27 protein-coding genes, 2 pseudogenes and 1 other annotated feature are annotated in these 26,160 nt (G+C 37.2%); of the genes and pseudogenes, 10 read left to right on the top strand and 19 right to left on the bottom strand.

Annotation, left to right across the window (positions count from 1 at the left end; translation table 11 throughout):
• Window positions 1-108: 108 nt before the first annotated feature.
• On the bottom strand, window positions 109-504 hold the full coding sequence (gene ytfJ, locus ACFWDE_RS12100) for a GerW family sporulation protein (RefSeq protein WP_000350005.1): 396 nt from the start codon (window positions 502-504) through the stop codon (window positions 109-111).
• 12 nt (window positions 505-516) lie between these two features.
• Window positions 517-1,155: a DUF2953 domain-containing protein gene (locus ACFWDE_RS12105; RefSeq protein WP_377892543.1), complete on the bottom strand. Its 639-nt coding sequence runs from the start codon at window positions 1,153-1,155 to the stop codon at window positions 517-519.
• A gap of 204 nt (window positions 1,156-1,359) precedes the next feature.
• Here ACFWDE_RS12105 and ACFWDE_RS12110 point away from each other — a divergent pair, with 204 nt between their 5' ends.
• Window positions 1,360-2,163, top strand: a complete 804-nt coding sequence (locus ACFWDE_RS12110; protein WP_377892545.1) for an NAD kinase — start codon at window positions 1,360-1,362, stop codon at window positions 2,161-2,163.
• A gap of 235 nt (window positions 2,164-2,398) precedes the next feature.
• On the opposite strand, the gene ACFWDE_RS12115 is transcribed toward ACFWDE_RS12110, so the two are convergent.
• From ACFWDE_RS12115 to ACFWDE_RS12150, 8 genes and pseudogenes are all read right to left on the bottom strand, one after another.
• Window positions 2,399-3,967 (bottom strand): amidohydrolase, encoded by a 1,569-nt coding sequence (locus ACFWDE_RS12115; protein ID WP_377892546.1) that lies wholly within the window; start codon window positions 3,965-3,967, stop codon window positions 2,399-2,401.
• An 87-nt stretch (window positions 3,968-4,054) separates the two neighbouring features.
• Window positions 4,055-4,486 (bottom strand): VOC family protein, encoded by a 432-nt coding sequence (locus ACFWDE_RS12120; RefSeq protein ID WP_377892548.1) that lies wholly within the window; start codon window positions 4,484-4,486, stop codon window positions 4,055-4,057.
• Window positions 4,487-4,589: 103 nt separating this feature from the next.
• Window positions 4,590-6,176, bottom strand: a complete 1,587-nt coding sequence (gene mbcS, locus ACFWDE_RS12125) for an acyl-CoA synthetase MbcS (RefSeq protein ID WP_377892549.1) — start codon at window positions 6,174-6,176, stop codon at window positions 4,590-4,592.
• 193 nt (window positions 6,177-6,369) lie between these two features.
• Window positions 6,370-6,564 (bottom strand): alpha/beta-type small acid-soluble spore protein, encoded by a 195-nt coding sequence (locus ACFWDE_RS12130; protein ID WP_000168891.1) that lies wholly within the window; start codon window positions 6,562-6,564, stop codon window positions 6,370-6,372.
• Window positions 6,565-6,643: 79 nt separating this feature from the next.
• Window positions 6,644-7,858 carry a tRNA uracil 4-sulfurtransferase ThiI gene (thiI, locus tag ACFWDE_RS12135; RefSeq protein WP_002160228.1) on the bottom strand — a complete coding sequence of 405 codons (1,215 nt, stop codon included), beginning with the start codon at window positions 7,856-7,858 and terminating at the stop codon, window positions 6,644-6,646.
• Window positions 7,859-7,864: 6 nt separating this feature from the next.
• On the bottom strand, window positions 7,865-9,007 hold the full coding sequence (locus ACFWDE_RS12140; protein WP_002160227.1) for a cysteine desulfurase family protein: 1,143 nt from the start codon (window positions 9,005-9,007) through the stop codon (window positions 7,865-7,867).
• Between the two features lie 274 nt (window positions 9,008-9,281).
• Complete coding sequence (ezrA, locus tag ACFWDE_RS12145; protein ID WP_002145377.1) at window positions 9,282-10,991, bottom strand: septation ring formation regulator EzrA; 1,710 nt, start codon at window positions 10,989-10,991, stop codon at window positions 9,282-9,284.
• Window positions 10,992-11,201: 210 nt separating this feature from the next.
• Window positions 11,202-11,772, bottom strand: a pseudogene (locus ACFWDE_RS12150) (LysR family transcriptional regulator substrate-binding protein); the annotation flags it as partial.
• On the opposite strand from ACFWDE_RS12150, the pseudogene ACFWDE_RS12155 reads away from it, so the two are divergent.
• Window positions 11,761-12,075, top strand: a pseudogene (locus tag ACFWDE_RS12155) (EamA family transporter); the annotation flags it as partial. The pseudogenes ACFWDE_RS12150 and ACFWDE_RS12155 overlap by 12 nt on opposite strands.
• Window positions 12,076-12,086: 11 nt before the next feature.
• Here ACFWDE_RS12155 and refZ read toward each other — a convergent pair.
• Window positions 12,087-12,725, bottom strand: coding sequence for a forespore capture DNA-binding protein RefZ (gene refZ / locus ACFWDE_RS12160; RefSeq protein ID WP_002145375.1), 639 nt, complete (start codon window positions 12,723-12,725; stop codon window positions 12,087-12,089).
• 147 nt (window positions 12,726-12,872) lie between these two features.
• Between refZ and ACFWDE_RS12165 the strand changes: the two genes are divergently transcribed.
• Window positions 12,873-13,352 (top strand): GAF domain-containing protein, encoded by a 480-nt coding sequence (locus tag ACFWDE_RS12165; RefSeq protein ID WP_002067564.1) that lies wholly within the window; start codon window positions 12,873-12,875, stop codon window positions 13,350-13,352.
• A 216-nt stretch (window positions 13,353-13,568) separates the two neighbouring features.
• Here ACFWDE_RS12165 and megL read toward each other — a convergent pair whose 3' ends face one another.
• Window positions 13,569-14,747 carry a methionine gamma-lyase gene (gene megL, locus ACFWDE_RS12170; protein ID WP_002145374.1) on the bottom strand — a complete coding sequence of 393 codons (1,179 nt, stop codon included), beginning with the start codon at window positions 14,745-14,747 and terminating at the stop codon, window positions 13,569-13,571.
• 398 nt (window positions 14,748-15,145) lie between these two features.
• Between megL and rpsD the strand changes: the two genes are divergently transcribed.
• The gene (rpsD, locus tag ACFWDE_RS12175) at window positions 15,146-15,748 is read left to right on the top strand and encodes a 30S ribosomal protein S4 (RefSeq protein ID WP_002145373.1); all 603 of its coding nucleotides are present in this window, start codon (window positions 15,146-15,148) and stop codon (window positions 15,746-15,748) included.
• A gap of 381 nt (window positions 15,749-16,129) precedes the next feature.
• Here the strand turns inward: rpsD and ACFWDE_RS12180 are convergent, their stop codons facing one another.
• Complete coding sequence (locus tag ACFWDE_RS12180) at window positions 16,130-16,258, bottom strand: transporter (protein WP_377892554.1); 129 nt, start codon at window positions 16,256-16,258, stop codon at window positions 16,130-16,132.
• Between the two features lie 150 nt (window positions 16,259-16,408).
• On the opposite strand from ACFWDE_RS12180, the gene ACFWDE_RS12185 reads away from it, so the two are divergent.
• Window positions 16,409-16,711 (top strand): YjdJ family protein, encoded by a 303-nt coding sequence (locus ACFWDE_RS12185; protein ID WP_377892555.1) that lies wholly within the window; start codon window positions 16,409-16,411, stop codon window positions 16,709-16,711.
• 78 nt (window positions 16,712-16,789) lie between these two features.
• On the opposite strand, the gene tyrS is transcribed toward ACFWDE_RS12185, so the two are convergent.
• The 6 genes from tyrS to acsA all read right to left on the bottom strand — a co-directional run bounded on the left by tyrS (window position 16,790) and on the right by acsA (window position 22,062).
• Window positions 16,790-18,046 (bottom strand): tyrosine--tRNA ligase, encoded by a 1,257-nt coding sequence (gene tyrS / locus ACFWDE_RS12190; protein ID WP_377892556.1) that lies wholly within the window; start codon window positions 18,044-18,046, stop codon window positions 16,790-16,792.
• Between the two features lie 70 nt (window positions 18,047-18,116).
• Window positions 18,117-18,344 (bottom strand) — a binding site (T-box leader).
• Between the two features lie 77 nt (window positions 18,345-18,421).
• Window positions 18,422-18,667, bottom strand: coding sequence for a hypothetical protein (locus ACFWDE_RS12195; RefSeq protein ID WP_377892557.1), 246 nt, complete (start codon window positions 18,665-18,667; stop codon window positions 18,422-18,424).
• Window positions 18,648-19,193, bottom strand: a complete 546-nt coding sequence (locus ACFWDE_RS12200; protein WP_377892559.1) for an RNA polymerase sigma factor — start codon at window positions 19,191-19,193, stop codon at window positions 18,648-18,650. Before ACFWDE_RS12200 ends, ACFWDE_RS12195 begins: the two co-directional genes overlap by 20 nt.
• Complete coding sequence (locus ACFWDE_RS12205) at window positions 19,174-19,629, bottom strand: hypothetical protein (RefSeq protein ID WP_002164969.1); 456 nt, start codon at window positions 19,627-19,629, stop codon at window positions 19,174-19,176. The genes ACFWDE_RS12200 and ACFWDE_RS12205 overlap by 20 nt, the downstream gene beginning before the upstream one ends.
• Window positions 19,630-19,696: 67 nt before the next feature.
• The gene (locus ACFWDE_RS12210; RefSeq protein ID WP_377892561.1) at window positions 19,697-20,254 is read right to left on the bottom strand and encodes a maltose acetyltransferase domain-containing protein; all 558 of its coding nucleotides are present in this window, start codon (window positions 20,252-20,254) and stop codon (window positions 19,697-19,699) included.
• Window positions 20,255-20,343: 89 nt separating this feature from the next.
• Window positions 20,344-22,062: an acetate--CoA ligase gene (gene acsA / locus ACFWDE_RS12215; protein WP_002145366.1), complete on the bottom strand. Its 1,719-nt coding sequence runs from the start codon at window positions 22,060-22,062 to the stop codon at window positions 20,344-20,346.
• A gap of 176 nt (window positions 22,063-22,238) precedes the next feature.
• Here acsA and acuA point away from each other — a divergent pair, with 176 nt between their 5' ends.
• From acuA to ACFWDE_RS12240, 5 genes are all read left to right on the top strand, one after another.
• A complete protein-coding gene (gene acuA / locus ACFWDE_RS12220; RefSeq protein WP_377892563.1) occupies window positions 22,239-22,871 on the top strand; it encodes an acetoin utilization protein acetyltransferase AcuA in 633 nt (210 codons plus the stop codon).
• A gap of 17 nt (window positions 22,872-22,888) precedes the next feature.
• A complete protein-coding gene (locus ACFWDE_RS12225) occupies window positions 22,889-23,533 on the top strand; it encodes an acetoin utilization AcuB family protein (protein ID WP_377892565.1) in 645 nt (214 codons plus the stop codon).
• Window positions 23,530-24,696 carry an acetoin utilization protein AcuC gene (gene acuC, locus ACFWDE_RS12230; RefSeq protein WP_377892590.1) on the top strand — a complete coding sequence of 389 codons (1,167 nt, stop codon included), beginning with the start codon at window positions 23,530-23,532 and terminating at the stop codon, window positions 24,694-24,696. The genes ACFWDE_RS12225 and acuC overlap by 4 nt, the downstream gene beginning before the upstream one ends.
• A 52-nt stretch (window positions 24,697-24,748) precedes the next feature.
• Window positions 24,749-25,582, top strand: a complete 834-nt coding sequence (locus ACFWDE_RS12235; RefSeq protein WP_377892566.1) for an alpha/beta fold hydrolase — start codon at window positions 24,749-24,751, stop codon at window positions 25,580-25,582.
• Between the two features lie 89 nt (window positions 25,583-25,671).
• On the top strand, window positions 25,672-26,091 hold the full coding sequence (locus tag ACFWDE_RS12240) for a VOC family protein (protein ID WP_377892567.1): 420 nt from the start codon (window positions 25,672-25,674) through the stop codon (window positions 26,089-26,091).
• Window positions 26,092-26,160: the final 69 nt, after the last annotated feature.

Genomic DNA, 26,160 nt, shown 5'->3' on the forward strand with positions numbered 1-26,160 from the left:
AAATATGTACAATGTAAATGATAGTTTGTCCCTATCGATAATGCAAATAAAATCGCTTTATTTACAAAAAAATAAAGAAGCTAACCCATTGATTAGCTTCTTTATTCGTTAAATTTGAAATTCCGGATCATCTTCTTTTCGTTTATCCATCATTTCTTTCACTTTATCAACAGCTTGTGGCGCTAATTCAATTATTTTATCAATGACATGTGTTTGTTTATCCAAATGTAAAACCTTCACACCTTCTCCATTTATAACGAGAAAGGCAACAGGATTAATGGAAACCCCACCACCGCTACCTCCTCCAAACGGGTGACGGCCTGAATGCTCTACTTTGCCAAATTCACTTCCACCAGCAGCAAATCCAAAACTTACTTTCGAAACGGTAAGAATTACACTTCCATCTGCTGCTTTAATCGGGTCACCAACAATTGTATTTACATCAGTCATTTGTTTTAAATGCTGCATTGCTGTTGTCATTAAACCTTGAATTGGATGGTCCATTCTATATCCCCCCTATGCTTGAACAGATTTATCTTCCATACCAGACTTTTGTTTTCTCATAAACATGAATAGTTTTACCGCTGTTTTCACAGTACGAAATATATGAAAGGAAGCTGTTAGTTCACATCTTGATGCAAATCCCTTCCCTTGAAAAACAGGTGTAATTTCAAATTCTGGTATGTCGACAATATGCATATATTGTCCTACAACTCCAGCAGCCATTCCTTTTGTCCCCCATGCATATCCAGTGACAATTCCAGTACTAGCCGCATCGCCTGCTCCAATTTGTGAATGCCATTTCCAACTATTGATTTTCACTCGTTTGAGAAAATCTTTAACAATAGTATGAACTTCTTGAAGCTTTTTTATCAGTTCTCCAATGCTATCAAGTTGTGCCATAATTTTATTATCTATGCCGCCATCTTCCTCAGCTTTTTCGATTTTCTGCCCCGTCTTTTTTTGCTGTTTTTCAATTCTTTCCAATACATCAAACGTATATCGAATCATCCATATTTTCACTTGAAATAAACATTGCTTTTCCATTTCTGAATATAAAAACGTCACCTTAAGCGATATTTTCGATAATAGTATTAGCAAAATAAAAAGTAGAAGAATTATCATTCCAATTACGAGCCATTTCATTCGTACCATCCTTTCACTCCATACCCATTATCGACAAGTTTATTCATCATTAAACAACCTTTGATAAAATTGAATATAAAAATTTTTCTAAAAATAAAAAGGGATTTTGACATTTCATATCGAAATATACTATTTGAGCATATCATTCAGAATACACTTTGATGGTATGCAGCACTAAAACTAGAAAATTTAACTGCAGTGGAGGGATACATAATGGCAGATCGTCGCAATTTATTTTTCTTTTATGGTGATGACAAAGTAACGCTCGTTGAAAAAATGAAACCAGTATATCGTATTTTAGAGGAGAATGGATTTACCATATTAGATCATCCAAAAAATGCAAACGCTATCGTCAGCGTTGGAGATGATGGAACTTTCTTACAAGCCGTTCGTAAAACTGGCTTTAGAGAAGATTGCTTATACGCAGGTATTTCTACGAAAAATGAAATTTCTTTCTACTGCGATTTCCACATCGATCACGTTGATACAGCCCTTCAAGAAATTACAAAAAACGAAATTGAAGTGCGAAAATATCCAACGATTAAAGTAGATGTAGATCACGGTACATCTTTCCATTGTTTAAATGAATTTTCATTACGCTCTAGCATCATTAAAACATTTGTCGTAGATGTACACGTCGACAATTTACATTTTGAAACATTTAGAGGTGATGGATTAGTTATCTCCACACCAACAGGAAGTACCGCTTACAATAAATCATTACATGGTGCAGTTGTCGACCCACTTATCCCATGTTTCCAAGTAAGCGAACTAGCATCTTTAAATAACAACACATACCGTACACTCGGGTCACCGTTCCTTTTAAATCACGAGCGTACGTTAACTTTAACACTTAAACCAGATGGCAATGATTATCCTGTTATCGGAATGGATAACGAAGCACTTAGCATTAAACAAGTGGAAAAAGCCGTTGTGCGTTTAAGCGATAAACAAATTAAAACTGTCAAATTAAAAAACAATTCCTTCTGGGAAAAAGTACAGAGAACGTTTTTATAGTAATAAAATAACCCTCGAATTATGGGATTTCCATAATTCGAGGGTTATTTATTTCCCCCGATTGGTGTGGGCAGCCATCTCTTACTATGCAGTCGCCATTATTGTCAGATTTTGTCGGTAAATCGATATATTTTAAAAATCGCTGATATATTTTGAATTGCGGTCGATATATTTCAATAATCGCTGATATATTTCGAGTTACAGTCGATATATTCCGAAAATCGCTGATATATTTTCACACGTCTTTTCTATAAACAATATCCCCATCAATGACGGTCATTTCTGCCTGCACTTCTTTTATTTCTTCCGCCTCAATTTCAAAAACATTACGGTCTAATATCGTAAAATCTGCTTCATATCCTTTTGTAATTTGTCCTCGCTTTGCTTCTTTTCCAATTGCATACGCGCTTCCTGTTGTAAATAAAGAAACAGCCTCATATACCGTTAATCTTTCTTCTGGCATATAGCATACGCCATCAATAAAACTTCTACGTGTAACAGCGCTATATATACCTAAAAACGGATTCACTTGTTCAATTGGAGCATCAGATCCACCGTTGCAATGTAATCCTGCGCCGAGCAATGTCTTCCAAGCGTACGCGTAACGAAGACGATGCTTTCCTAGTTTTTCAATAACTGACGGAAAATCCGATGAAACAAAGATGGGCTGAATATCAATAATGGCTTGCAAGTTTTTCATTCTTTCAATCAACTCTTCACGAGCGAGCTGACAATGAATAATGCGGTCACGTAATCCTTCTGCTGGTGGATATAATTCAATTGCATCAATGACATATTCAAGCGATAAATCACCGATTGTATGAATGGCAACTGGCATATGTAAATCACGTGCTTTCTTCACTAATCCTGCAAGCTCTTCACGTGAAAAAATCGCAACTCCATTCGTTTCCTGCGCATCTTCATACGGCTCACTTAATAAAGCTGTTCTTCCGCCAAAAGAGCCATCAGAAAAAATCTTCATCGCCCCAAATTCAATATAGTGCTCATTTTCATATTCTTTTCGCTCATTCGCTACTTCATGATGAACGAGCAAATGTGCTTTAAATGGCATTTCTTTTATAACGTGTGAAAACGCATTGTACGTTTTTTGAAAGCCGCCATAATAATTTAAGTCTTCCGTATGCCCGCCAACTAATCCGTATTGCCAGCAGTCTGAAATCGCTGTTTGCAGAGCTCTTTGTAAATACGCTTCATCTATTTCAGGCTGCACATGTTTTATTAACTCTTGTCCTTGCTCATATAAAAGTCCTGTTAACTTATTAGACGCATCACGACCAATTTTCCCGCCCTTCGGATCTTGCGTCGCTTCTGTTATGTTCGTTTGTTCCAATATGTATGAATTCACCCATGTCACGTGACGACAAACGCGCTTTAATAAAATTGGATGCTCTTTAGAAATCTCATCTAAATCACGTACATGAACTTGTTTTGTATCTGTAAAATTATTTTCATTCCATCCTTCTCCGATAATCCATGTTCCTTGTGGCGCTTCTTCTACTCGCTTCTGAACAAGTGAAAGTACTTCTTTATAAGAGGTACAATTTGATAGGTCTAGACGAAGCAACCTCTCCCCATGCCCAATAAGATGCATATGGCTATCAACGAGTCCTGGAATCATCGTTTTTCCTTGTAAATCGCACGACTTCACTTCTGAATATCGGTTTTCTAACTCTTCTTTATTCCCCACATCAACAATGATGCCATTTTCAACGTAAACGGCGTCCACTTTTTCATTCTCTTCTCGCATTGTATAAATGGTTCCACCATGCCAAATTTCTCCCATATACTCATCCCCTTTTTCCTTTAGTCTACGAAATTAGAACGTATAAAAAAAGCACCATTTCGATTAAAAATGGTGCTTTTCTAAAAATTAATTTTGTTCAGTAGGATTCGTTGTAATTTGCCATTCAATATCAAATTTATCTTTCAATTGTCCGTATGCCGGGCTCCAGAAAGTTTCTTGAAGTGGCATGATAACTTCTCCACCTTCTTGTAACTTATCAAATACCTCTTTTGCTTTTTCTGCATTACTAATTCGAATTGCAATCGTTACTTGAGATCCAATCGCATGCCCTTTACCTGGGAATGTATCAGAAATCATAAGTTCCGTATTACCAATTTTCAAATGAGCATGTGCAACACGCTCTTTCGCTTCAGCTGGAATCGGGTATTCTGGATTTTCAGGCATATCACCAAAAGTTTGCATTACTTCTACTTTCGCATCTAACGCCTCTTTATAAAGTTGTACAGCTTCTTGCCCACTACCATCTAAAACTAAATATGGATTAATACCTAAAATCATACGGACACCTCTTTTTCAAATTTATAAAAACGAACTTGTGTTCGTTTTTATAATATCATACGTTTTACATTTCATTCAACTATTTACTTCTTCCTTTTCAAAATTATTTTGAAGGAAGCTCCATCTCTTGTTTTCTAAGCTCAATACGGCGAATTTTTCCGGAAATCGTTTTTGGTAGTTCATCTACAAATTCAATTTTTCTAGGGTATTTATATGGTGCAGTCAGTTCTTTGACGTGTTGTTGGAGCACTGGAATTAATGTTTCTTCGTTCTTTTCTATATTCTCTCTTAATACGATAAACGCCTTCACGACACTTCCGCGAATTTCATCTGGACTTGCGACAACCGCACATTCTCTTACGTATGGGTGTTTTACAAGTGCATCTTCTACTTCAAACGGCCCGATTGTATAGCCAGAGCTAATAATGATATCATCGCCGCGTCCTTCAAACCAAAAATAGCCGTCTTCATCTTTCTTCGCTTTATCACCGGTAATATAATAATCACCGCGGAATTGCATCGCTGTACGCTCATCGTCTTTATAATATTGTTTAAAGAGTGCTGGTGTTTCAATGTGAACTGCAATATCACCAACTTCTCCTACCTGCACTGGAACTCCTTCTTCATTTACGATATCAACGTGATTACCTGGCGTTGGTTTTCCCATTGATCCTGGTCTAATATCCATCCCTTTCATTATCCCAACAAGTAATGTGTTTTCCGTTTGCCCATAACCATCTCTTACCGTAATATCGAAATGCCTTTGGAACGTTTCAATCACTTCTCTGTTTAACGGCTCACCAGCTGATACCGCGCTATGTAACGCTTCTAAATTGTACTCATTCAAGTTTTCTACCTTTGCCATTAATCTATACTCAGTCGGTGTACAACAAAGCACATTCACCTTATTATCGCCTAATAAATTTAAATACGTTTTCGGTTCAAATTTACCATGGTATACAAATCCAGTTGCACCTGAACCGAGAGTCGCTACAAACGGGCTCCAAATCCACTTTTGCCAACCTGGACTAGCCGTTGCCCATACAACATCATTTTCTTCGATTCCGAGCCAGTTCGGAGCGCTTGTACGTAAATGAGCGTATGCCCACGCATGCGTATGAACAACTCCTTTTGGATTTCCTGTCGTCCCTGACGTATAAGATAAAAAGACCATATCTTCTTTATCTGTCTTCGCCATTTCTAACATGTCACTTTCTGTTTCTAATGCTGTTTTTAAATTTGTCCAACCATCTACTGAACGCTCGCTCAAGACGAATTTTTGAAGAGATTCCACCGCTTCTACGCCGTCAAATTGTCCAATATACGGTTCGTAACTTACGATAGCCTTTACTTCTCCGTGCCCAATACGATACTCAATATCTTTTTTACGTAACATTTCTGAGCTTGGAATAACGACAAATCCTACTTTAATCGCAGCAATATACGTCATGTAAGCTTCAATTAAGCGCGGCATCATAATAAGGAGCTTGTCCCCTTTTTGTAAGCCACTCTTTATAAAAGCGTTTCCAATCCTATTCGCACCTTGCATTAATTCAAAATATGTAATCTCTCGTCTGTTCCCTTTATCATCTTGCCAAATTAAAGCAAGCTTCTCTTTATCATTCGTATACTTCTCTATTTCCGAAACTAAATTATAAGACGGCGGCGCCAACAATTCCTCTCTCTTCATAAACATCCTCCTTTATTTCTATGCCTCTCTTATATAATAAAGAATTTTCAGTAAATTTTGAACCCTCTTCTTTTGACAATTTTTTTATATTTATGTCGAACCGTTGAATAAATTTATATCGATTTATCGATAAATCATGACAAAAAAAGAAAGAGCGGGAGAACCCGCTCTTTCTAAGCCATCGTATATGGGATTATTTTTGGTAACCGCCTAATTGTTGCTCAGCTAGTGAAACTAGACGTTTAGTAATTTCGCCACCAACAGATCCGTTAGCGCGAGATGTTGCATCAGCTCCAAGTTGAACACCAAACTCTTGAGCGATTTCGTATTTCATTTGATCTAATGCTGCTTGAGCACCAGATACTGCTAATTTATTTGTGCTTGCCATGTTGTATCACCTCCTTGTGAATATAGAGTGTGATAAACAACATGACTTCATGCACATTTGAATGTGGTAATTTATGGGTTTAGAAAAGTTCTTCGAATTTTTCTTCTTCGGCCACTACTTCTACTGTTTGTAATACCATTGTTTCTTTGTTCGCTACAGCCTCTTCAATTAACGGCGCGAAATCGTACTTCGCCTCAAAACGATTTGCTTTCTCACGCTTCGGTTTCGTCGATGGACTTGCTGGTGTAAATACTGTACAGCAGTCTTCATATGGACGAATTGAAATATCATACGTTCCAATTTCTTTTGCAATTTTAATAATTTCTAATTTATCCATCGTAATAAGCGGACGAATAACTGGATAGTTTGTTACTTCGTTAATCGTATGCATACTATCTAACGTTTGGCTCGCTACTTGTCCAAGACTTTCACCAGTCGTAATTGCAAGTGCATTACGCTCCTCTGCAATACGCTCTGTAATACGCATCATCATACGACGCATAACTGTCATAGAATAGCTAGATGGAATTTCTTTATTAATCGTTTTTTGCACTTCAGTAAATGGAACAAGGTGAAGTGTTACACGTTTACAGTATTTCGTTAACTCTTGTGCTAAATCGATTACTTTTTGTTTCGCGCGCTCGCTTGTGAAAGGTGGACTATGGAAATGAACTGCTTCCACAGATACGCCGCGTTTCATCGTTAAGTAAGTTGCTACCGGGCTATCGATACCACCAGAAAGAAGTACCATTACTTTTCCTCCAACGCCAACTGGTAAACCGCCTGCTCCCATGTGCTCACCACACATAATATAGCTATAACCACTGCGAATTTCTACACGTACATTCACATCTGGATTATGAACATCTACTGTGATATCCTCTGTATTTTCTAAAATGTGCCCACCGATTTCTGGAAGTAACTCCATCGTCTTCATTGGGAATCGCTTATCAGAACGGTGCACTGTAATTTTAAATGTTTTCACATCACCTTTTACTTGTAAGAAAGCTGCTAATGCACCTTTTTTAATATCTTCTAATTCTGATGGTACTTTCATCGCTAAGTTAAACTTATGAATACCAAATACATCTTTCAATCTTTCAGAAATTTCTTCATGGTCTTCGCCATTTAACTGAATGTACATACGATCATGTGTTGCATCAATTTTAATGTTTGGGAATTTTTTTAATTTGAATTTCACATTATCTCTTAACGTACTTACAAACTTAGAACGATTCTTTCCTTTTGTCGTCATTTCTCCATAACGAACTAAAATATATTCATATGTCATCATATTTCTTTACCTCATCACTTCATATAATTTTGGCATTGTCTCTTTAACAATACCTTCAAATTGTTTTACTTCTTCCATCGTGTTGTCCGGTGCTAGACTAATGCGAATCGCACTTGTAGCTGCGGCGTGCGGTACTCCCATTGACACTAGTACTCGGCTCACTTCATTTGCTTTTGAAGAACAAGCAGACTTCGTCGATACATATACACCATGTTCTTCTAAAGCATGAACGACTACTTCTGGTTTTAAACCGACAAATGATACATTTAAAATGTGCGGTGCCGCATATTCAAGTGATGTATTAATCGTTACAGTTTCCATCTCTTTAAAGAAACGGACCAGCTCTGTTTGTAAATTTTGCAAATGAACTACCTTTTCTTTCACTTGTTCCATCGTCATACGAAGTGCTTTCACCATCGCTACAATACCAGGTAAATTTTCTGTACCTGAACGATACTTGAGCTCTTGTTGACCACCTGATAAGATTGGATCTAATCTTACACCATCACGTATGTAAAGAAGACCTGTCCCCTTTACGCTATGAAATTTATGTCCAGATATTGAACAAAGGTCAATATGAGAAGCGTATAAATCAAGTGGTACTTTTCCTATCCCTTGTACATGGTCCACGTGGAATCTTATTTTCGGATGGTTCGATAATAATGTTCCAATTTCAGCAACGGGCTGAATCGCTCCAGTCTCGTTGTTCACGTGAATAATTGACACAAGAATCGTATCTTCACGAAGCGCTCGTTTTACATCTTCTACCGATACAACACCGTGCTCGTTAACCGGTAAATATGTTACATCAAAACCGAGATCTTCTAATTGTTTATATGCCTCAAACACAGACGCGTGTTCAATATTTGTTGTAATGATATGTTTACCGCGCGAACGATTCCTCATCGCTATCCCTTTAATCGCAAGGTTATTCCCTTCCGTTCCACCTGATGTGAAAATAATTTCAGAAGGTTTAACGTGAAGGAGCTGTGCCGCAATCGTTCTCGATTGTGTTAATAGACGCTCTGCCTCTCCTCCAAGCGAGTGAATAGAAGAAGGATTACCAAAATATTTCCCTGCAACCGTTACGTACGATTGAAGAGCTTCTGGATATGGCTTCGTCGTCGCACTATTATCAAAATAGATCATCGTTCTTCCCCTTTCAGCGCTATCACATCATATAATCATATCACAAATACGTGTAATTACGCTAAGACTACTCAAAGGTTCCGTTTTTATATAAAAGTGTACATTTTCCCCCGCCATTTGCAGGCATACTGAGTGGTAAAGATTAACAATCAATGGTGGATGAAACCCCATCACTTATGGTTTCACTTTATTTTGAAACGAACAACCTTACTGTATTCCGCTATTCATTATAGCAACATCGACTTCCAAATTACACAAAAAAACAAACCCTTTATTAAAGGGTTTGCTCATTGTCTACATATTCAGCTATTTTTTGAACAACACCAGGTTCAAGTTGCTCTAATATAGAAGCCGCTTGTTCTAAAGCTGCATCGTATTGATATTCACGGAATAATTTCTCCGCATAATTTAAGCTTTCTGCAAGATTCTCATCATGACTGCGGTACCGGTTACCGTATTGAATTAGTTTTTCAACTAAATACGCCTGTCCAATTAATTCTTCCGTCATTTCAGATACACCATTCACAACTGTGTATGCTTCTTCTAAACTACTATTTACAGTATTCATATTTAACGGCTTTACTTCTAATTGCTCATATACAGCTTGTATCGCCATTTGCCCTTTTTGTAAATCTTCCATAATACTCTCTGGAAGACCTGGTAAATTCGACTTTTGCATAAAACGTTTCGTCTCAAAAATTGTATTTCGCATTTCTTGTAACTTCTCACGCGCTTCAAATTCTTCTTTGCGCATCGTTTGTAGCATTTCTTTATATTCTGCATGAAGTACTTTTAAAGTTTCACATTGCTCATAAACTTCTTCTAGTTCCTCACGAATAATAGAGAATGCAATATCTTGTTCAGCAACGCGTATTTGCAACACTTCAAAACGTTTCATTAAAATATGCATTTGCTTTTCAATTACTTTTTGTGACTCAATGTCTTTGTCCTGTAATTGATAACTTTGTTTCACAAGTTGTGTTTCTATTTTCGTTTCAATTGTTTCTGTACGAATTTCTTCTAAATCTTCATAAACAGACAGTGTTTTTTGCTCCACATAGTGTTTCGCATGCACTTCTTGTTCAAGTTGATCATAAAAACTGTCTAAATGAGTTTTTAAGTTCTCTACTTTTTCTGCTGCTTCCGTTATATAAAGCTCCTGTATATCCATTAAACATGTTTGTAGTTGTGTCGTCATATCGCGGACTTCTTTAGGAATTTCCAAATACTCTAATACATAGCCTTGTCTTATCATATCATCATGGCCTTGTAATAAATCTTCCAGCTGAACTGGTAATGTCGCTTGACACTCTACCAATAAATCTGGAATTTGATGAATAACGAGTTCTAAACTTGCTAAACCTTCTTCTAAACTAATAACAATTTCTCTCGCTTTTAAATAATCACCATTATCAGTTGCCTCTTCAAAAGTTTTGAACTTCTCGGATTCAACATCTAACATCTCTTCAATTTTTTGCTCAGCTGCTCCATACATGTGTCGATGAGCAAGAACGCTCTTTTTCATACTACGATATGTATCACGTAACCCTTCAATTTCCGAGCTGTTTTTCTCATGGCTTTCTAACAGTTGCTGTAATTCATTTAAAATGTCTGTAATACGATTATCAGCGTCATCTAAACCACTTATGGATTCTTTCATCGCATGCTTTGCTTTGCGGAAGGAGAATTGCGAGGCGAATTTTCGCGCTTGCCCTAAATCTTTTTCAGCTTTCGGAAGAGTTGTTGATACAATTTCATCCCACTCTTCACGCCATTTACCAAACAGTTCTTCTGTTTGACCTGTCATATTTAAATCTTTTACCCGCTTTAGTTCATCTGCCACAGGTTTATCTTTTATCTCTTGTTTCCACTGCTCCAGTGCTTCAATATCTTTATATGAACGATTTCTTATCACAAGCTCTATCATGAGCAGCACTAGAATAGAGCTTACTACAATGATAACGATCGTCAGGATAGAATCCATGCAAAAAAGCCTCCTAAGTTATATCTCTTTTTTTGTCCGTTCCGTTTATGAAATGGAAGGCATTATGTATAAAAAGGGAATCCCCTATATTTAACAACTAACAATGTTCTAATCATACCATGTAATGACGTGTTTTTGACCTAGTTTTTTTTAAAATTTCATGTTTCTTTAAATGTAAATGTAATCTTTCTTAATATTCCGCTTACTTAACTACCTATCCTCAAATGATTGTAATAACAGGCACTCTTTCATATGAGATGCGAAATAAATTTTGCGCACAAGTGGTGGTTCAATAGAAATCACATGTACATTTCCTTGCCTTACCGCTTGCTCTACCACCATTTCCGGAAGTAAAGTAATACCAGGGCCAGCTTTTACCATTGCAAGCATCGGTTCTGCATAAGATGTTTCAACAGCTATAGTTGGTTTTACACCTATATCGTGAAACACATTCATAATCATTTTCCTTACATCGCATATTTCTGGGTATACAATTAGCTGTTCATTTTGCAACTCTTCCATTTTGATTACCCTTTTCGCCCTATACGGATGATCATTCGAAACAGCACAAACGATTTTTTCTTCCCGCATTTCTTTTATATACGTAGCGCCTTCTACTACTGAATCGATGAACATCGCTTCAATTTTTCGCTCTTTAAATAACTCCATTAATACTTTCGTATGCTCAATTTCCCATTCTATTTCATAATATATCCTCTAATAAGTCTTTACACTTTGATATGTAATGAGCCGCTAAACTCGGTAATATACCTACACAAATATAATTTCTGTACCGTCACTGCATACAGTTATGAGCGTTCGTTTTGAACTCTTTTATATGTCGATTGTTGCGGGGGTTATCGCTGTATTTTGCTGGAACACGGGAAATCGATATATTTCATCTATTAACGGCATATTATTTATGAATTTAGTTCCTGTACTTGCACTTATCGGTTCTATGTTTCAAGGTTATACTGTCGATAACATAGAAATTGCCGGCGCCTCATTAACAATTATTGCGCTAGTATGCAACAATTTATGGCAAAGAAAACAACATATAAAAATCCCCACCTCAATTCGTTAGGTGGGGATTTTTCACATATGAATAGCTCTTGGCAGTTCATAATACATACTCGCTTTATATAATGTTCGTTCCATCCATTGCTCAATTTCCTTCGTATACATTTCTAAGAAAAACGTCTCAGATGGAAACGAGTGTAGCACCTCTGATATATATTGTGGATATAAAAACGGCATATTCATCATGCCCTTTAATTGCGTCATAAACATTGTAAAAGATACCTTCTTAAATTCTTGCTTCATTTGTCCTTGTTTAATGATTTGTTCTATATAATATCTTTCTCTCGAAAAATAAACGGTCATCACTTCACGAATTAATGTCGTATCAAGCGAAAGCTCTCTATAAAAAAAACGTGTCAGTTCTCTATTATCAAATTGATATCGTAAAATCCCTCGCACCATTTGCACCATCACATCTTTAGCCGATAAATATTCTCTTTGTTCAAATGACGTTTCAATTACGTGAATATAGCCTTCTAAAAAATCCGTAATAAGCTGTTCTAATAACCCTTGCTTTCCAGCAAAATAATATGAAATATTCGCTACATTCACATCCGCTCGCTTTGCAATGTCTCGCACCGATGTCCCGTCATAACCTTTCGTATTAAACAACGATATTGCCGCATCAATTACCTTTTGTTTCGTCTGCTTCATGCGCTCACTTCCTCTCAATGAACAGCTATAGTTTAAATTTCTTGACTTTTAAGACAAATTCCTTTAATTTTCTATCGACAAAGTCATGTGAAATACATCGTATTTTGCTACCATTTTACATATCTCGATAAAAAGGGAGTTGTTTCCATGTTTACAAAAGAAAGTTATGCAGGATCTCGTGAAAAGCAATATGAGACAGTAATTAAACAACTGGATGCATTATTAACTGGCGAACCGAACGTAGTCGCAAACTTATCAAATGCGTCCGCACTATTAAATCAATTTTTAGATCGCGTTAATTGGGTTGGCTTTTATGTAACAGAAGGAAATCAGCTTGTTCTTGGACCATTCCAAGGAATGCCAGCTTGCGTGCGTATTCCGTTCGGACGCGGTGTTTGCGGCGTTGCAGCTGAAACAAAAACAACGCAACTTGTAGCGGACGTGCACCAATTCCCAGGACATATCGCTTGCGATAGTGCCTCTAATTCTGAAATCGTTGTACCGATTATGAAAGAAGGAAATATCATTGGTGTACTCGATATTGATAGTCCTGAAAAAAATCGTTTTGATGAAGTAGATCAGCATTATTTAGAAAAGTTTGTGGAAACACTCCTAAAACATATTTAAAAAAAGAAAAGAGTGAGTTATCGATTAAGTACGTAACGTACGAAACCGATAGCTCACTCTTTTTTATCCCGCTATTTGTGGGCAGTAAGACTCCCTCCTCAAAATTCGGCAAATGCGAGGAAGTTAGGTGGGAGATAACTGCCCGTAAAAGCCCGATTGGTGAAGGCTAATAATCAGTGGGGGATGGACAAAACCCCCACTGATTAAAGTTTCACTTTATTGATTACTAACAGTAGATATTTTCTTGAGTGCCTGTTCTAAATCAGAAACGATATCTTCCCATGATTCTAAACCGACAGATAGGCGTATTAAATTATCGAAAATACCCATTTCTTTTCTTAGTTCAGCTGGAATAGCTGCATGCGTCATCGTCGCTGGATGCTGAATTAACGTTTCTGTATCACCTAAACTTACGGCAATTGTAATAAAATGGAGCTCATTGATAAACGACTGTGTCTCCTCTTTCCCGCCTTTAATTGAAAAAGAAATAACGCCCCCGCCTCGTTTCATTTGCCGGGATGCTAATTCCCCTTCCGGGTACCAAACACCTTCTACTGCTTCATGATTTTTCAAAAACGATACAATTTTTTCCGCATTATCACAATGACGATCCATTCTTACTGCTAATGTTTTTAATCCGCGTAACAATAACCAAGCGTCAAAAGGCGCCATAATGCCGCCGATATCTTTTCGCATCGGACGGATTTTGTCAGCTATCGCTTTCGTTTTACAAATTGTTACACCCGCTACAACATCCCCGTGACCACCAATATATTTTGTCGCACTGTGAACGACGGCGTCACAACCGAGCTCAAGAGGTCTTTGTAAATAAGGTGAACAAAACGTATTATCGACAATAACAAGCAAGTCATTTCGCTTCGCTACCCCGATTACCTTTTCTAAATCAATTAATTTCATCGTTGGATTAATCGGTGTTTCAACGAAAATGAGCTTTGTATTTGGACGAATTTTATTTTCAATATCAGTCTCTGTCTCCATATCACAAAACGAGTGAGTAATCATAAATTTTTCTTCTAATACTTCTAAAAAACCGTACGTACATCCATATAATCCATTTGAACAAATAATATGATCTCCAGCCTTTAGAAAACCGATTAACGTTGCTGAAATGGCTGCCATACCTGAACCGAACGCCAGCGCTTCCTCTCCACCTTCTAAAACAGCCATACGTTCTTCAAATAATTTCACAGTTGGATTCCCCAGTCTTGAATAAATATAAGATGGATCTTCTCCCGCAAAACTCGCTTCTCCTTGCTGTGCTGTCTCAAACGTAAATGTAGAAGTTTGAAATAAAGGTGGTGTTAAACTCCCTTTATTTTCATTTGATTCATATCCGTGATGAATTAATGCTGTCTCCATATGTTTCTTTTTCATAAAAACATCCCCTTTATGTTTTTATTGCCGCATATTCATCAATAAAAATTTGATGAACGGTTTACCTTATTTTATGTAAGCGTTTTATTTGTGTTTCTATCTCTTCTTTTACATCGTTTTAAATTCCTTCTTAACTGATTTCCAAAATTTATATGAATAAAACAAAAAGGTACTCACTTGACGAAATCACAGCTAAAAGATATAATAGCGTTTGTGTAAAATAAAAAGGCAGCCTTGTAATGTGAGTTTATCGTTTGTATTTTGTTCCTCTGCGGAGGTGTATCTCGTAACTCCCTGCTGCTGGAGCGAAGGTACATGAAAACAAAATACCCGTAAATATCGATTACGTCTGTTTTTATTTTACGAAAATAAAAACATTTTTGAAGGAGGAGTCAACTATGGCTCGTTATACAGGTCCAGCATGGAAACTGTCTCGTCGTCTTGGAATCTCTCTAAGCGGTACAGGAAAAGAATTAGAAAAACGCCCTTACGCACCAGGTCCTCACGGTCCTAACCAACGTAAGAAACTTTCAGAATACGGTTTACAATTACAAGAGAAACAAAAACTTCGTCACATGTACGGCATGACTGAGCGTCAATTCCGTCGCACATTTGACCAAGCAGGTAAAATGCCTGGTAAGCACGGCGAAAACTTCATGATCCTTCTTGAAGCTCGTCTTGACAACCTAGTTTACCGCATGGGCTTAGCTCGCACTCGTCGTGCAGCTCGCCAATTAGTAAACCACCGTCACATCACGGTTGATGGAGCTCGCGTAGATATCCCATCTTACCGCGTTAAACCTGGTCAAACTATCGGTGTTCGCGAAAAATCTAACAGCCTTGTTGTTGTTAAAGAAGCGATCGAAGTTAACAACTTCGTACCAGAATACCTAACTTTCGATGCTGATAAGTTAGAAGCTACTTACACTCGTCACGCTGAGCGTCCTGAGTTAGCAGCTGAAATCAACGAAGCATTAATCGTAGAGTTCTACTCTCGTTAATCTCGGTACTCTGCAAAGAGTAATATTAAAAGCCTTAGGAACCTTGTTTATCAAGGGGCCTGGGCTTTTTTATTTATATAAATGTCGTATGTATAGTAAAATACTTCAAGGAAGTTTTTTCATGAGTTATGGATAATCGTCCTTACTTCTCTTTTATTCATTCCAACGATTGGATCCTCTTTAATACTAGCTCCGTTTATTGTGCAAAATTTTATAATCCATCTTCATTACATGCTGTTATACTTATTCCCTTAAACATATAATCATTTCGTTTTCTGACTACCCCTTTTTTCATGACTTCCACATTATATCTCAATAGAAAAAGCTACCGAAGACAACTAAACAGTCACTTCAAGTAGCTTTTATTTATATATATTAAAGTTATTTATTTTCCTCTTTTTGAACATATACATAAGCATCTTTCTGCTCTTTATGTATATCGCCTTTCGTATGCTCTGCAAGCTGTCCCGCATTTAGCAAAGAAAAAATAATGAGCGCTTCTAGTGACATTTTGTTTTACCACTCCTTTCTATTTGTTATACGTTTATCATACCGCTTACATGTGATTTCCGTATGAACTCGAAAAGGAGATTACAACAAAAAGGTTACAGGAATACGAATGCACGTTATAATAACCATAAAATAGGAGGTTGATTCGTTTTGACAATAAACCAAATGGTTCAATTGGGCAGTGCATGTATGCTGTTTATTACTTCAACACTTATTAGTTGGTATCAAGGGAGTAATTTAATTGATTATCCTGATGAATGGAAATATAGCGCTAAGTTTACGAATTATTTTAAAGGGTACGTTTCACATTATGACGATATTTATCAAATCGATTTCTTTATATATGCGGCAAAATTTTATCCCACAGCATTTGTCGTTATGCTAATTAGCTTACTTTATATGCTCGTATTAATTCTTCATATTCTATTTAAAAGAAATCATGAGGCAATTTAAATGCATACATAAAAACCCCGAACGATAGACTTTTCAGCCTACCATTCGGGGTACTATTTGTTTTACATTCGTTTCTGATTAGTAACGAATTAAGAAATATTTCTTCTTACCGCGACGAATAATTGTAAATTTACCTTCGATGCGGTCGTTTTCTGTTACAACGTAGTCTAAAGCTTGTGTACGCTCACCGTTTACGTAGATTGCACCGTTTGTTACATCTTCACGTGCTTGACGTTTAGATGGTGAAATTTTGCTTTCTACAAGTAAGTCGATTAATACTGTATCTTCTGCAGTACGTTCTACAGATGGTACGTCTTTGAATCCTTGCTCGATTTCGCTTGCAGTAAGTTCTGCTACAGAGCCACTGAATAATGCAGCTGAAATTTTAATTGCTTGCTCTAACGCTTCTTCGCCGTGAACAAGTTTTGTCATTTCAGATCCTAATGATTTTTGTGCTGCACGTTTTTCTGGTGCTTCAGTTACTTGCTTCTCAAGCTCAAGAATTTCTTCATGAGATAAGAATGTGAAGTATTTTAAGTATTTAACTACATCGCGGTCATCTGTATTGATCCAGAATTGGTAGAACTCGTAAGGAGTTGTTTTCTCTGGGTCTAACCAAATTGCGCCGCCCTCTGTTTTACCAAACTTCGTACCGTCAGATTTTGTAACTAGTGGAATTGTTAAACCGAATGCTTTCGCATCTTCTTCTGATTTACGGATTAATTCAAGACCAGCTGTAATGTTACCCCATTGGTCACTACCACCGATTTGAAGACAGCAATTGTGTTGTTGGTATAAGTTTAAGAAGTCGTATGATTGTAAAATCATGTAACTAAACTCAGTAAATGAAATACCAGTTTCTAAACGAGATGCTACTGTATCTTTTGCTAACATATAGTTTAAACCGAAGTTTTTACCGATATCGCGTAAGAATGTAATTACATCTAAGTTACCAAGCCAGTCGTAGTTGTTAGCCATCGTTGCTGGGTTGTCCACGTTTTCAAACTCTAAGAAGTTTGAAAGTTGGTTTTTAATGCTTTCCGTGTAGTAAGCAACTGTATCTTTCGTATTTAATGTACGCTCTGCTTTTTTACCACTTGGGTCACCAATCATACCAGTACCACCGCCAACAAGTGCGATTGGTTGGTGACCAGCTAATTGGAAACGACGTAACATTAATACTGGTAACATATGACCAATATGTAAGCTATCCGCTGTCGGGTCGAAACCACAGTATAATTTAACGCTTTCTTTTTCTAATAATTGCTCTAATCCCTCAGCATCTGTTTGCTGATTAATTAGCCCGCGAAATTCAAGATCTTGTAAAATACCCATATCCTACATACTCTCCTTTAAGTTCATTACTGGCGTGAAGGTTGAAAACATAAAAAAATCGCCCCTTCAAATAAGGGACGATTTTGATCATCGCGTTACCACCCTAGTTGCAGACAAAAAAGCCTACCACCTTATTTACATAACGGCTTAGCACCGTCTTTTCCCTTTTGAATACAATTCAATCGAAAAAAGATGCTCCAGGGGCGTAATTCGCGATCATCTATGTGCTGATTTTCACCGACCATCAGCTCTCTAAAACAGGGAAATGATCACTACTTCTCCCTTTCCACGCTCAATTATTCATATACTTTTCTTTATACCATCATTTATATAGGCGTGTCAAATAGAGGTATGAGTTCTTTTCCTACCAATCCTTTACAAAGTCGCAATGAATATCGTAATAAGAGAAATAACTGGAACACCAACTAATAACGACACATGAAACACAACCGATAAATCATTCCCAATCGTCGCTTCCACAGGATCTTTCGCTGGAGAAGCAAGAAATCCAAGTAATCGATCGAAGCGGCTTACCGTTTTTGGAAAATCCGGTATGTCTACATGATCGCTATCTAAATGCTGCTTTAATTTATATTCATTCTTAAAAGGATTTTCGCTCAATTTCATCCACCTCCAGCAATTGTTTCAATTTCTTTATCCCGTTATGAAGTCTCGACTTCACTGTTCCAACAGGAATATCCAGTACCTCTGCAATTTCTTTTTGCTGCATATCATGATAGTAAGAAAGAATCAGGACAGCCCGCTGCTCTTCAGGAACTTTCAAAATTGCTTCTCTTACCGTAAGCCGGTCTTCGTGGGAAAACTCCTTTTCCTGAATCGGCACTAAAAACGGTAAAAGAGAACGCCATTTTTTTCTTCGATTCAATTTATTAATCATAAGACGGTAACCAATTTGAAATAAATAAGTTTTAATTTTTCCTTTTCGGGTTTCATACATATGTTTCTTACGCTCTAGAGTCAAAAACGTATCTTGAACGAGATCTATACTCAGTTGTTCATCACGATTAAATCGATACAAAAATGTATATAGCGCCGGTTTGATTAAAACATATAGTTTTTCTCCAGCTTGCTTATCTCCATTTTGGTACGCAAGCATGAGCTCCTCCTCAATCCCAATCTGCGCCATTTTTTTTGATCTCCTTTATTCCTTTTAACGTTAATGAAATACGGGAAATTAAATATGCACTTGCGACAATAATCCATACTTGTGATTGATTCGCAAAAAATTGAACATATGGGTTTTGAATCGTGAATCCAATTGAAACTAAAATATTTAATGCTTGCACACATATGCATGCATACACTGCAAGACAGACAGAAATAGTATCAAATACATTCCAGCGAAAATACACTTTTGTTTTTGTAAAATCAATTTTATTTCCATTTTTTCGTACAATATACTTCTTATCAAACGGAATAAGGATTGAAAAAATAACAATCATAATAATCCCAACTGTAATCATTGAAATTTTAAATCCAATTGGTATAGGTAATAACATACCACAAGAAAACACAACTATAATTCCAATTAAAGCAAAAGTAAGCATCAATTTATTGGACATATAAAAAGCCTCCCTCATCTATTCTTTCATAAATGTATACAGACGAGGAAGGCACTTCGTTCAAATATTATTTTATTTTTTTAATAATCTTCGCAGGATTCCCGCCAACTACTACATTATCTGGTACATCTTTCGTTACAACAGCGCCAGATGCGATGACAGCATTGTCTCCGATTGTTACGCCTGGATTAATAATCGCTCTTCCGCCAATCCATACGTTATCGCCAATTGTAACGGGTTTTCCGTATTCAGATCCACTTATGCGTTCTACTGGATCAAGCGGGTGCGTTGCCGTATAAATATGAACTCCTGGAGCCAACATACAATTCACTCCGATTGTAACTGGGCATACGTCTAAAATGGTGCAGTCAAAGTTCGCATAAAAATTTTCACCGACATGAATGTTATAGCCATAATCGCATCTAAAAGAAGATTCAAGATGAATGTTATCTCCAGTCGTTCCGAATAATTCTTTTACGATTGCACTACGTTCTTCTAATTTTACTTCTGATGTTTCATTTAACTTTCTTGTTAATATACGAGCTTTCTCCCTCTCTTGTACTAAAACTGGATCAGCAGGTATGTACATTTCCCCTTGTATCATCTTTTCTTTTTCTGTTCTCATTTCCTTCTCCCCTTCCAACACGTATATATAAGTTCATCATAACATAAAAAAGAAAGGCCTGAACGTTGTTTCGTTCAGACCTTTCTCTCTTAATCTTCCATCGTTGATAAGTCACCTGTTGGTAAATTCAGCTCCCACGCTTTTAATACGCGGCGCATAATTTTACCACTTCTCGTTTTCGGTAATTTATCTCTAAATTCAATTTGTCTTGGAGCTGCATGAGCTGCTAGGCCTTTTTTCACAAATTGACGAATCTCTTCTTTTAATTCATCAGACGGTTCGTATCCCACGCGAAGCGCGATAAATGCTTTAATGATTTCCCCGCGTACTGGATCAGGAATACCAATTACACCAGCTTCTGCTACAGCAGCATGCTCGATTAATTTACTTTCTACTTCAAACGGACCAACGCGCTCACCTGACGTCATTATTACATCATCAATACGTCCTTGGAACCAGAAGTATCCATCTTCGTCCATATAAGCTGAGTCACCTGATACGTACCAATCTCCCGGCATGAAGTAAGAATCATATTTTTGTGGGTTATTCCAGATTCCACGCATCATAGCTGGCCAGCCTTTACCAATCGCTAAATTCCCCATTGTGTATGGAGGCACTTCATTTCCTTCATTATCAACAATCGCTGCTTTCACACCTGGAATTGGTTTACCCATTGAACCTGGACGGATTTCCATACAAGGATAGTTACAAATAACTTGTCCACCTGTTTCTGTCATCCACCACGTATCATGAATACGAAGTCCAAATGCGCTCATACCCCAGCGAATTACTTCTGGATTTAATGGCTCACCAACACTTAATACGTGACGCACTTGTGATAAATCATATTTTTTAATTGTGTCTTGTCCAGCTCCCATTAACATACGGAACGCTGTTGGTGCGCTATACCAAACTGTTACACCGTAATCTTGTAACGCTTCATACCACGCTTCTGGACTAAAGCGTCCACCTAAAATAACATTTGATGCCCCCACTAACCACGGTGCAAAAATACCGTAAGCTGTTCCAGTTACCCAGCCAGGATCAGCTGTACACCAATATACATCATCTTCTTTTAAGTCTAATACCCATTTCGCTGTTTGATAGTGCTGCACCATTGCGTTTTGAGCATGAAGGACGCCTTTTGGCTTACCAGTAGAACCCGATGTGTAATGTAGAATTAAACCGTCTTCACGGCCTAACCACTCGATATGTAATTCTTTTGAAGCTTGTTCAAATAAAGGATTGAACGCTACAGTTTTACCGCCTTCTTCTGCATTGTCTCCAACAAGGAAGACCGTTTTTAAAGCAGGTAAATCATTTAATGGTATGCGCTCTAACAATTCAGGAGTTGTAATTAACACCTTTGCTTCGCTATCTTCTAAACGATCGCGAACTGCGCCTTCCATAAATGCTTCAAATAATGGTCCAACAATTGCCCCTAATTTCACTGCACCTAGAAGTGCGAAATATAATTCTGGGGAACGCGGCATAAAAATAAAAACGCGATCGCCTTTCTCAACATCGCCATAGTTTTTCAGGACATTTCCTGCTTTATTAGAAAAATCCTTCATTTCCTTAAACGTATATTTCTCTTTTCGCGATCCATCTTGATAATAAAGTGCTACTTTATTCTTTCGATCGGATTTCGCATGCTTATCAATTGCCTCATACGCCATATTTACTCGGCCAGTTTCATTCCAAGTAAAATTTTTATTAACCTCTTCCCAGTTAAAATTCGCGTATGCCTCTTCATAATTCGGCAAATTATTTTCTCCTTTAATGACAGGAAGCGTTTCTACTTTCATACTTTACATCCCCCTCCTATGTATTCTATTATCTATTATAATAACATTATTTAAAATTTTCAGTATTTTTGTTGATTTTTAGACAAATTTTTAATGACAAAATTCGATTCACATCGCATATATTATAAAGTACGATATTAATAGATTCACAAACCCTCAAGGTGGTGAGCAATAAATTGATTCATAAAAAAATATATAATGCCAGAAACTTAAAAACAGCGAAAGGCACTTTAATTATTGAAGGTCCTGTCTCTACACATAACTTAGAAATGTATGAATTTCATCCAGACTTAATTGCGTTTCGTCCTGCCGAGCAGCAATATAAAGCAATTGTCGAAATTTCTAAATTACCAGAAGCTCGTCTCATTATTGCTAGACATGACCAAACAATCGTTGGATATGTTACATACTTATATCCTGATCCTCTCGAGCGATGGTCAGAAGGAAAGATTGGAAACTTAATTGAACTCGGGGCCATTGAAGTTGTCCCAGCCTTTCGCGGTTGCTCTGTCGGAAAAAACTTATTAGAAGTTTCAATGATGGACGATCATATGGAAGATTACATTATATTAACGACTGAATATTATTGGCACTGGGATTTAAAACAAACAGGCTTAAATATTTGGGAATACCGAAAAGTAATGGAAAAAATGATGAATGCCGGTGGTTTACAATGGATGGCTACAGACGATCCTGAAATTTGTTCACACCCCGCTAACTGTTTAATGGTTCGCATCGGTAAGCGCGTCGATACGGATTCCATTCAAGCATTCGATCGTCTACGTTTTCACAATCGTTTTATGTATTAATAAAGGGGGCAACTGGAATGATTGTAGAAGAAATTATGAATCAAAATGTAGTAACATTGCATCCAGATGACACAATCGAAACAGCAATCCGAACAATACGTACGAAAGGTATTCGGCACATTCCAATTGTCGATCAAAATAATCACGTAGTAGGCATTATTTCTGACCGGGATGTAAGAGATGCAAGTCCATCAATTCTTGATGAACAAGTTTCACTCGATATGCTACAGCAACCGCTCGAACTTATTATGAAACACCCTGTCATGACTTGCCATCCTCTTGATTTCGTTGAGGAAATTGCTACTTTATTTTTTGAAAATAAAATTGGCTGTCTCCCTGTTACAAAGGCCGGAAAGCTAGTAGGCATTATTTCCGAATCTACAGTACTGCACACGTTAGTAAAATTAACAGGTGCACATCAACCAAGTTCACAAATTGAAATTCAAGTAAAAAATGAACCTGGTATTCTTGGAAAAGTCGTTGCTATTTTTAGTGATTCACAAATTAATATTGTGAGCGTTCTCGTCTATCCAGCAAAAGATGAGAATGATAAAGTACTCGTTTTTCGCATTCAAACGATGAATCCTCTAAAAGTGATTGATGCACTTGAAGCAGAGGGTTACCGCGTATTATGGCCAAACATAATGGGGATGCAAGCATGAGCAGCGCCTTCATTTATTCGGATGACTTTCGGGGCTATTCTTTTAGCCCTGATCATCCTTTTAACCAACTACGCGTCACACTTACGTATGATTTATTACAAAAGGGTGGTTTTATCTCCCCTTCTCAAGTCATCTCGCCAAGAATGGCTACAGATGAGGAAATTGCATTCATTCATACCGAGGAGTACATAAATGCGGTGAAACTTGCTGGAGAAGGAAAGTTAGAAAAATCAATTGCGATGACATATGGGCTCGGAACAGAAGATACACCGATGTTTCCAAATATGCATGAAGCAAGTGCATTACTCGTTGGCGGTACGTTAACAGCTGTAGATGCTGTTCTTTCCGGGAAAGTAAAGCACGCCCTCAATTTAGGCGGCGGCTTACATCATGGCTTTCGTGGTAAAGCATCTGGCTTTTGTATTTATAACGATAGCTCTATCGCAATGAAATATATTCAGAAGAAATACGGTTTACGCGTTTTATATATTGATACAGATGCTCATCACGGTGACGGGGTACAATGGTCTTTTTATGACGATCCTAACGTGTGCACCATTTCATTACATGAAACTGGGCGTTATTTATTCCCTGGAACTGGCGCAGTAAATGAACGTGGACAAGGAAATGGATATAGTTATTCTTTTAACGTTCCACTCGATGCTTTTACAGAAGACGAATCATTTTTAGATTCATATCGAACTGTTGTAAAAGAAGTTGCAGAGTACTTTAAACCGGATATTATTTTAACGCAAAATGGTGCTGACGCTCATTATTACGATCCACTCACACACCTTTGCGCAACGATGAACATTTATCGTGAAATACCGAAACTCGCTCGTGAAATCGCTAATGAATATTGCAATGGTCGCTGGATTGCCGTCGGCGGCGGTGGCTATGACCACTGGCGCGTCGTCCCAAGAGCCTGGGCACTCATTTGGCTCGAAATGAACAACATCCAAAACATCTCAGGTTATCTCCCTCCAGAATGGATTGACGCTTGGAAAGGACAAGCAGAAACAGAACTTCCCCTCACATGGGAAGATCCAGACAACATGTATCAACCTATCCCTAGAAAACCAGAAATCGAAGAAAAAAATGCATTAACTGTAGCGAAATCTCTCGAAATTATTCGGAATAATATGACAAAATCTTTGTATTAAGCAGAAAGAATAGGAGATTTGCTCCTATTCTTTTTTATGAGAGGCGATTATTATGTGGAAACAACAAATGCTCAAGACGAACCGCGGCACATTCGAACTCTTTGTAAAAGGCAATGGCGAACCACTTTGCATTACACATCACTATTCACAGTTTAATGAGACAGGCGATTATTTTGCAGAAGCTTTTACTCAGACACACCGTGTATTCCTCATTAATTTACGTGATGCTGGTAATTCTCAAAAAGCCAATTCAGAAAAAGAATTGACCATGATCAAATCAATTCACGACTTAGAAGCGATTAAAGAAGCTTTACAATTTTCTACATGGCATTTCGCCGGTCATTCAACAGGCGGTATGCTTGGACTTTTATACGCGATTACATATCCAAATGCCTTACAATCATTAGTCATGGCCGGAGCCGCAGCAAGCAACTATACCGAAACACCATTTTGTATTTATCATCCAGAACATCCACAGTTTCACTATATGCAAGAGCTCATCGAAAACTTAAAAAACCCTCATCTTACAAAGGAAAAACGAAAGGAACTATCTACTAAAAGAACCAAATTATCTTTGTATAAACCCGAAAACTATAACTCTTATTTTTGTAAGCACATCCACAAAACAATGTCCGTCAGCCGGATGAATGCCTTCTCTCAAGAATATCCGTCATTTGATTTAAGAAAGTGTTTACCTTCTATCAAAACAAAGACGCTCATTATGTGCGGAAGACACGATGTGCAGTGCCCGATTCAATATTCCATTGAGATACATGAGGGTATACGTAATTCTATTTTTGTGCCATTTGAGTATAGTAACCATTATCCTTTTTTAGAAGAAGCCACTCATTTCACTACTACCACTCAACAATTTTTATGGACGTAAAAGAAATTACAAACTCACAAAGGCAATACGTACATAAAGAGAGAAGAAGTTAGTTTATGAGTGCTATTTTGCTAAAAGGGGAGAATAGAGTGAGAGAAAAATTATTAAGAGTTGGAACGACTTATATTCCAGTTACCGATGTAGAACTTTCTTCAAACTGGTATGTAAACAAATTGGGAGCAGAGTTGAGCTTTAAAGACGAAGACAAGGCTATTATTAACTTTGCAAACCAAAGCTTTTTTCTGATTAAATCTCAAAATAATCAAAGCTTAAATTTTTTCGATTTTCACGGTGAAGAACGCTTTTCTTTAACATTTGAAGTTAATGGCTTGAATGCACTTGAATCCATTCATAAAGACTTTATGAAAAAAGAAATGATGGTTGGAGAGATTGAAGACAGAGGACATACTGGAAAGAATTTTATTTTTTACGATTTAGATGGGAATAAATTTGATGTTTGGAGTGAATTGAGTCCTATTTTCAAAGAAAAATACCTACTATCACAATAAAATATATCGATCGTTCTAATATGGAATCAACTTTTACAATTGGCGAAAATATTGAATAACATAGATAAA

Source organism: Bacillus sp. NPDC060175, assembly GCF_042728695.1.
In the GTDB taxonomy this organism is placed as follows: Bacteria; Bacillota; Bacilli; order Bacillales; family Bacillaceae_G; genus Bacillus_A.

What these genes read in the sequence shown, in the direction of transcription:
- ytfJ (WP_000350005.1), bottom strand. Translation starts at nt 504, where the DNA reads ATGGACCATCCAATTCAAGGTTTAATGACAACAGCAATGCAGCATTTA.
- ACFWDE_RS12105 (WP_377892543.1), bottom strand. Translation starts at nt 1,155, where the DNA reads ATGGTACGAATGAAATGGCTCGTAATTGGAATGATAATTCTTCTACTT.
- ACFWDE_RS12110 (WP_377892545.1), top strand. Translation starts at nt 1,360, where the DNA reads ATGGCAGATCGTCGCAATTTATTTTTCTTTTATGGTGATGACAAAGTA.
- ACFWDE_RS12115 (WP_377892546.1), bottom strand. Translation starts at nt 3,967, where the DNA reads ATGGGAGAAATTTGGCATGGTGGAACCATTTATACAATGCGAGAAGAG.
- ACFWDE_RS12120 (WP_377892548.1), bottom strand. Translation starts at nt 4,486, where the DNA reads ATGATTTTAGGTATTAATCCATATTTAGTTTTAGATGGTAGTGGGCAA.
- mbcS (WP_377892549.1), bottom strand. Translation starts at nt 6,176, where the DNA reads ATGAAGAGAGAGGAATTGTTGGCGCCGCCGTCTTATAATTTAGTTTCG.
- ACFWDE_RS12130 (WP_000168891.1), bottom strand. Translation starts at nt 6,564, where the DNA reads ATGGCAAGCACAAATAAATTAGCAGTATCTGGTGCTCAAGCAGCATTA.
- thiI (WP_002160228.1), bottom strand. Translation starts at nt 7,858, where the DNA reads ATGATGACATATGAATATATTTTAGTTCGTTATGGAGAAATGACGACA.
- ACFWDE_RS12140 (WP_002160227.1), bottom strand. Translation starts at nt 9,007, where the DNA reads ATGATCTATTTTGATAATAGTGCGACGACGAAGCCATATCCAGAAGCT.
- ezrA (WP_002145377.1), bottom strand. Translation starts at nt 10,991, where the DNA reads ATGGATTCTATCCTGACGATCGTTATCATTGTAGTAAGCTCTATTCTA.
- refZ (WP_002145375.1), bottom strand. Translation starts at nt 12,725, where the DNA reads ATGAAGCAGACGAAACAAAAGGTAATTGATGCGGCAATATCGTTGTTT.
- ACFWDE_RS12165 (WP_002067564.1), top strand. Translation starts at nt 12,873, where the DNA reads ATGTTTACAAAAGAAAGTTATGCAGGATCTCGTGAAAAGCAATATGAG.
- megL (WP_002145374.1), bottom strand. Translation starts at nt 14,747, where the DNA reads ATGAAAAAGAAACATATGGAGACAGCATTAATTCATCACGGATATGAA.
- rpsD (WP_002145373.1), top strand. Translation starts at nt 15,146, where the DNA reads ATGGCTCGTTATACAGGTCCAGCATGGAAACTGTCTCGTCGTCTTGGA.
- ACFWDE_RS12180 (WP_377892554.1), bottom strand. Translation starts at nt 16,258, where the DNA reads ATGTCACTAGAAGCGCTCATTATTTTTTCTTTGCTAAATGCGGGACAG.
- tyrS (WP_377892556.1), bottom strand. Translation starts at nt 18,046, where the DNA reads ATGGGTATTTTACAAGATCTTGAATTTCGCGGGCTAATTAATCAGCAA.
- ACFWDE_RS12200 (WP_377892559.1), bottom strand. Translation starts at nt 19,193, where the DNA reads ATGGCGCAGATTGGGATTGAGGAGGAGCTCATGCTTGCGTACCAAAAT.
- ACFWDE_RS12205 (WP_002164969.1), bottom strand. Translation starts at nt 19,629, where the DNA reads ATGTCCAATAAATTGATGCTTACTTTTGCTTTAATTGGAATTATAGTT.
- ACFWDE_RS12210 (WP_377892561.1), bottom strand. Translation starts at nt 20,254, where the DNA reads ATGAGAACAGAAAAAGAAAAGATGATACAAGGGGAAATGTACATACCT.
- acsA (WP_002145366.1), bottom strand. Translation starts at nt 22,062, where the DNA reads ATGAAAGTAGAAACGCTTCCTGTCATTAAAGGAGAAAATAATTTGCCG.
- ACFWDE_RS12225 (WP_377892565.1), top strand. Translation starts at nt 22,889, where the DNA reads ATGATTGTAGAAGAAATTATGAATCAAAATGTAGTAACATTGCATCCA.
- acuC (WP_377892590.1), top strand. Translation starts at nt 23,530, where the DNA reads ATGAGCAGCGCCTTCATTTATTCGGATGACTTTCGGGGCTATTCTTTT.
- ACFWDE_RS12235 (WP_377892566.1), top strand. Translation starts at nt 24,749, where the DNA reads ATGTGGAAACAACAAATGCTCAAGACGAACCGCGGCACATTCGAACTC.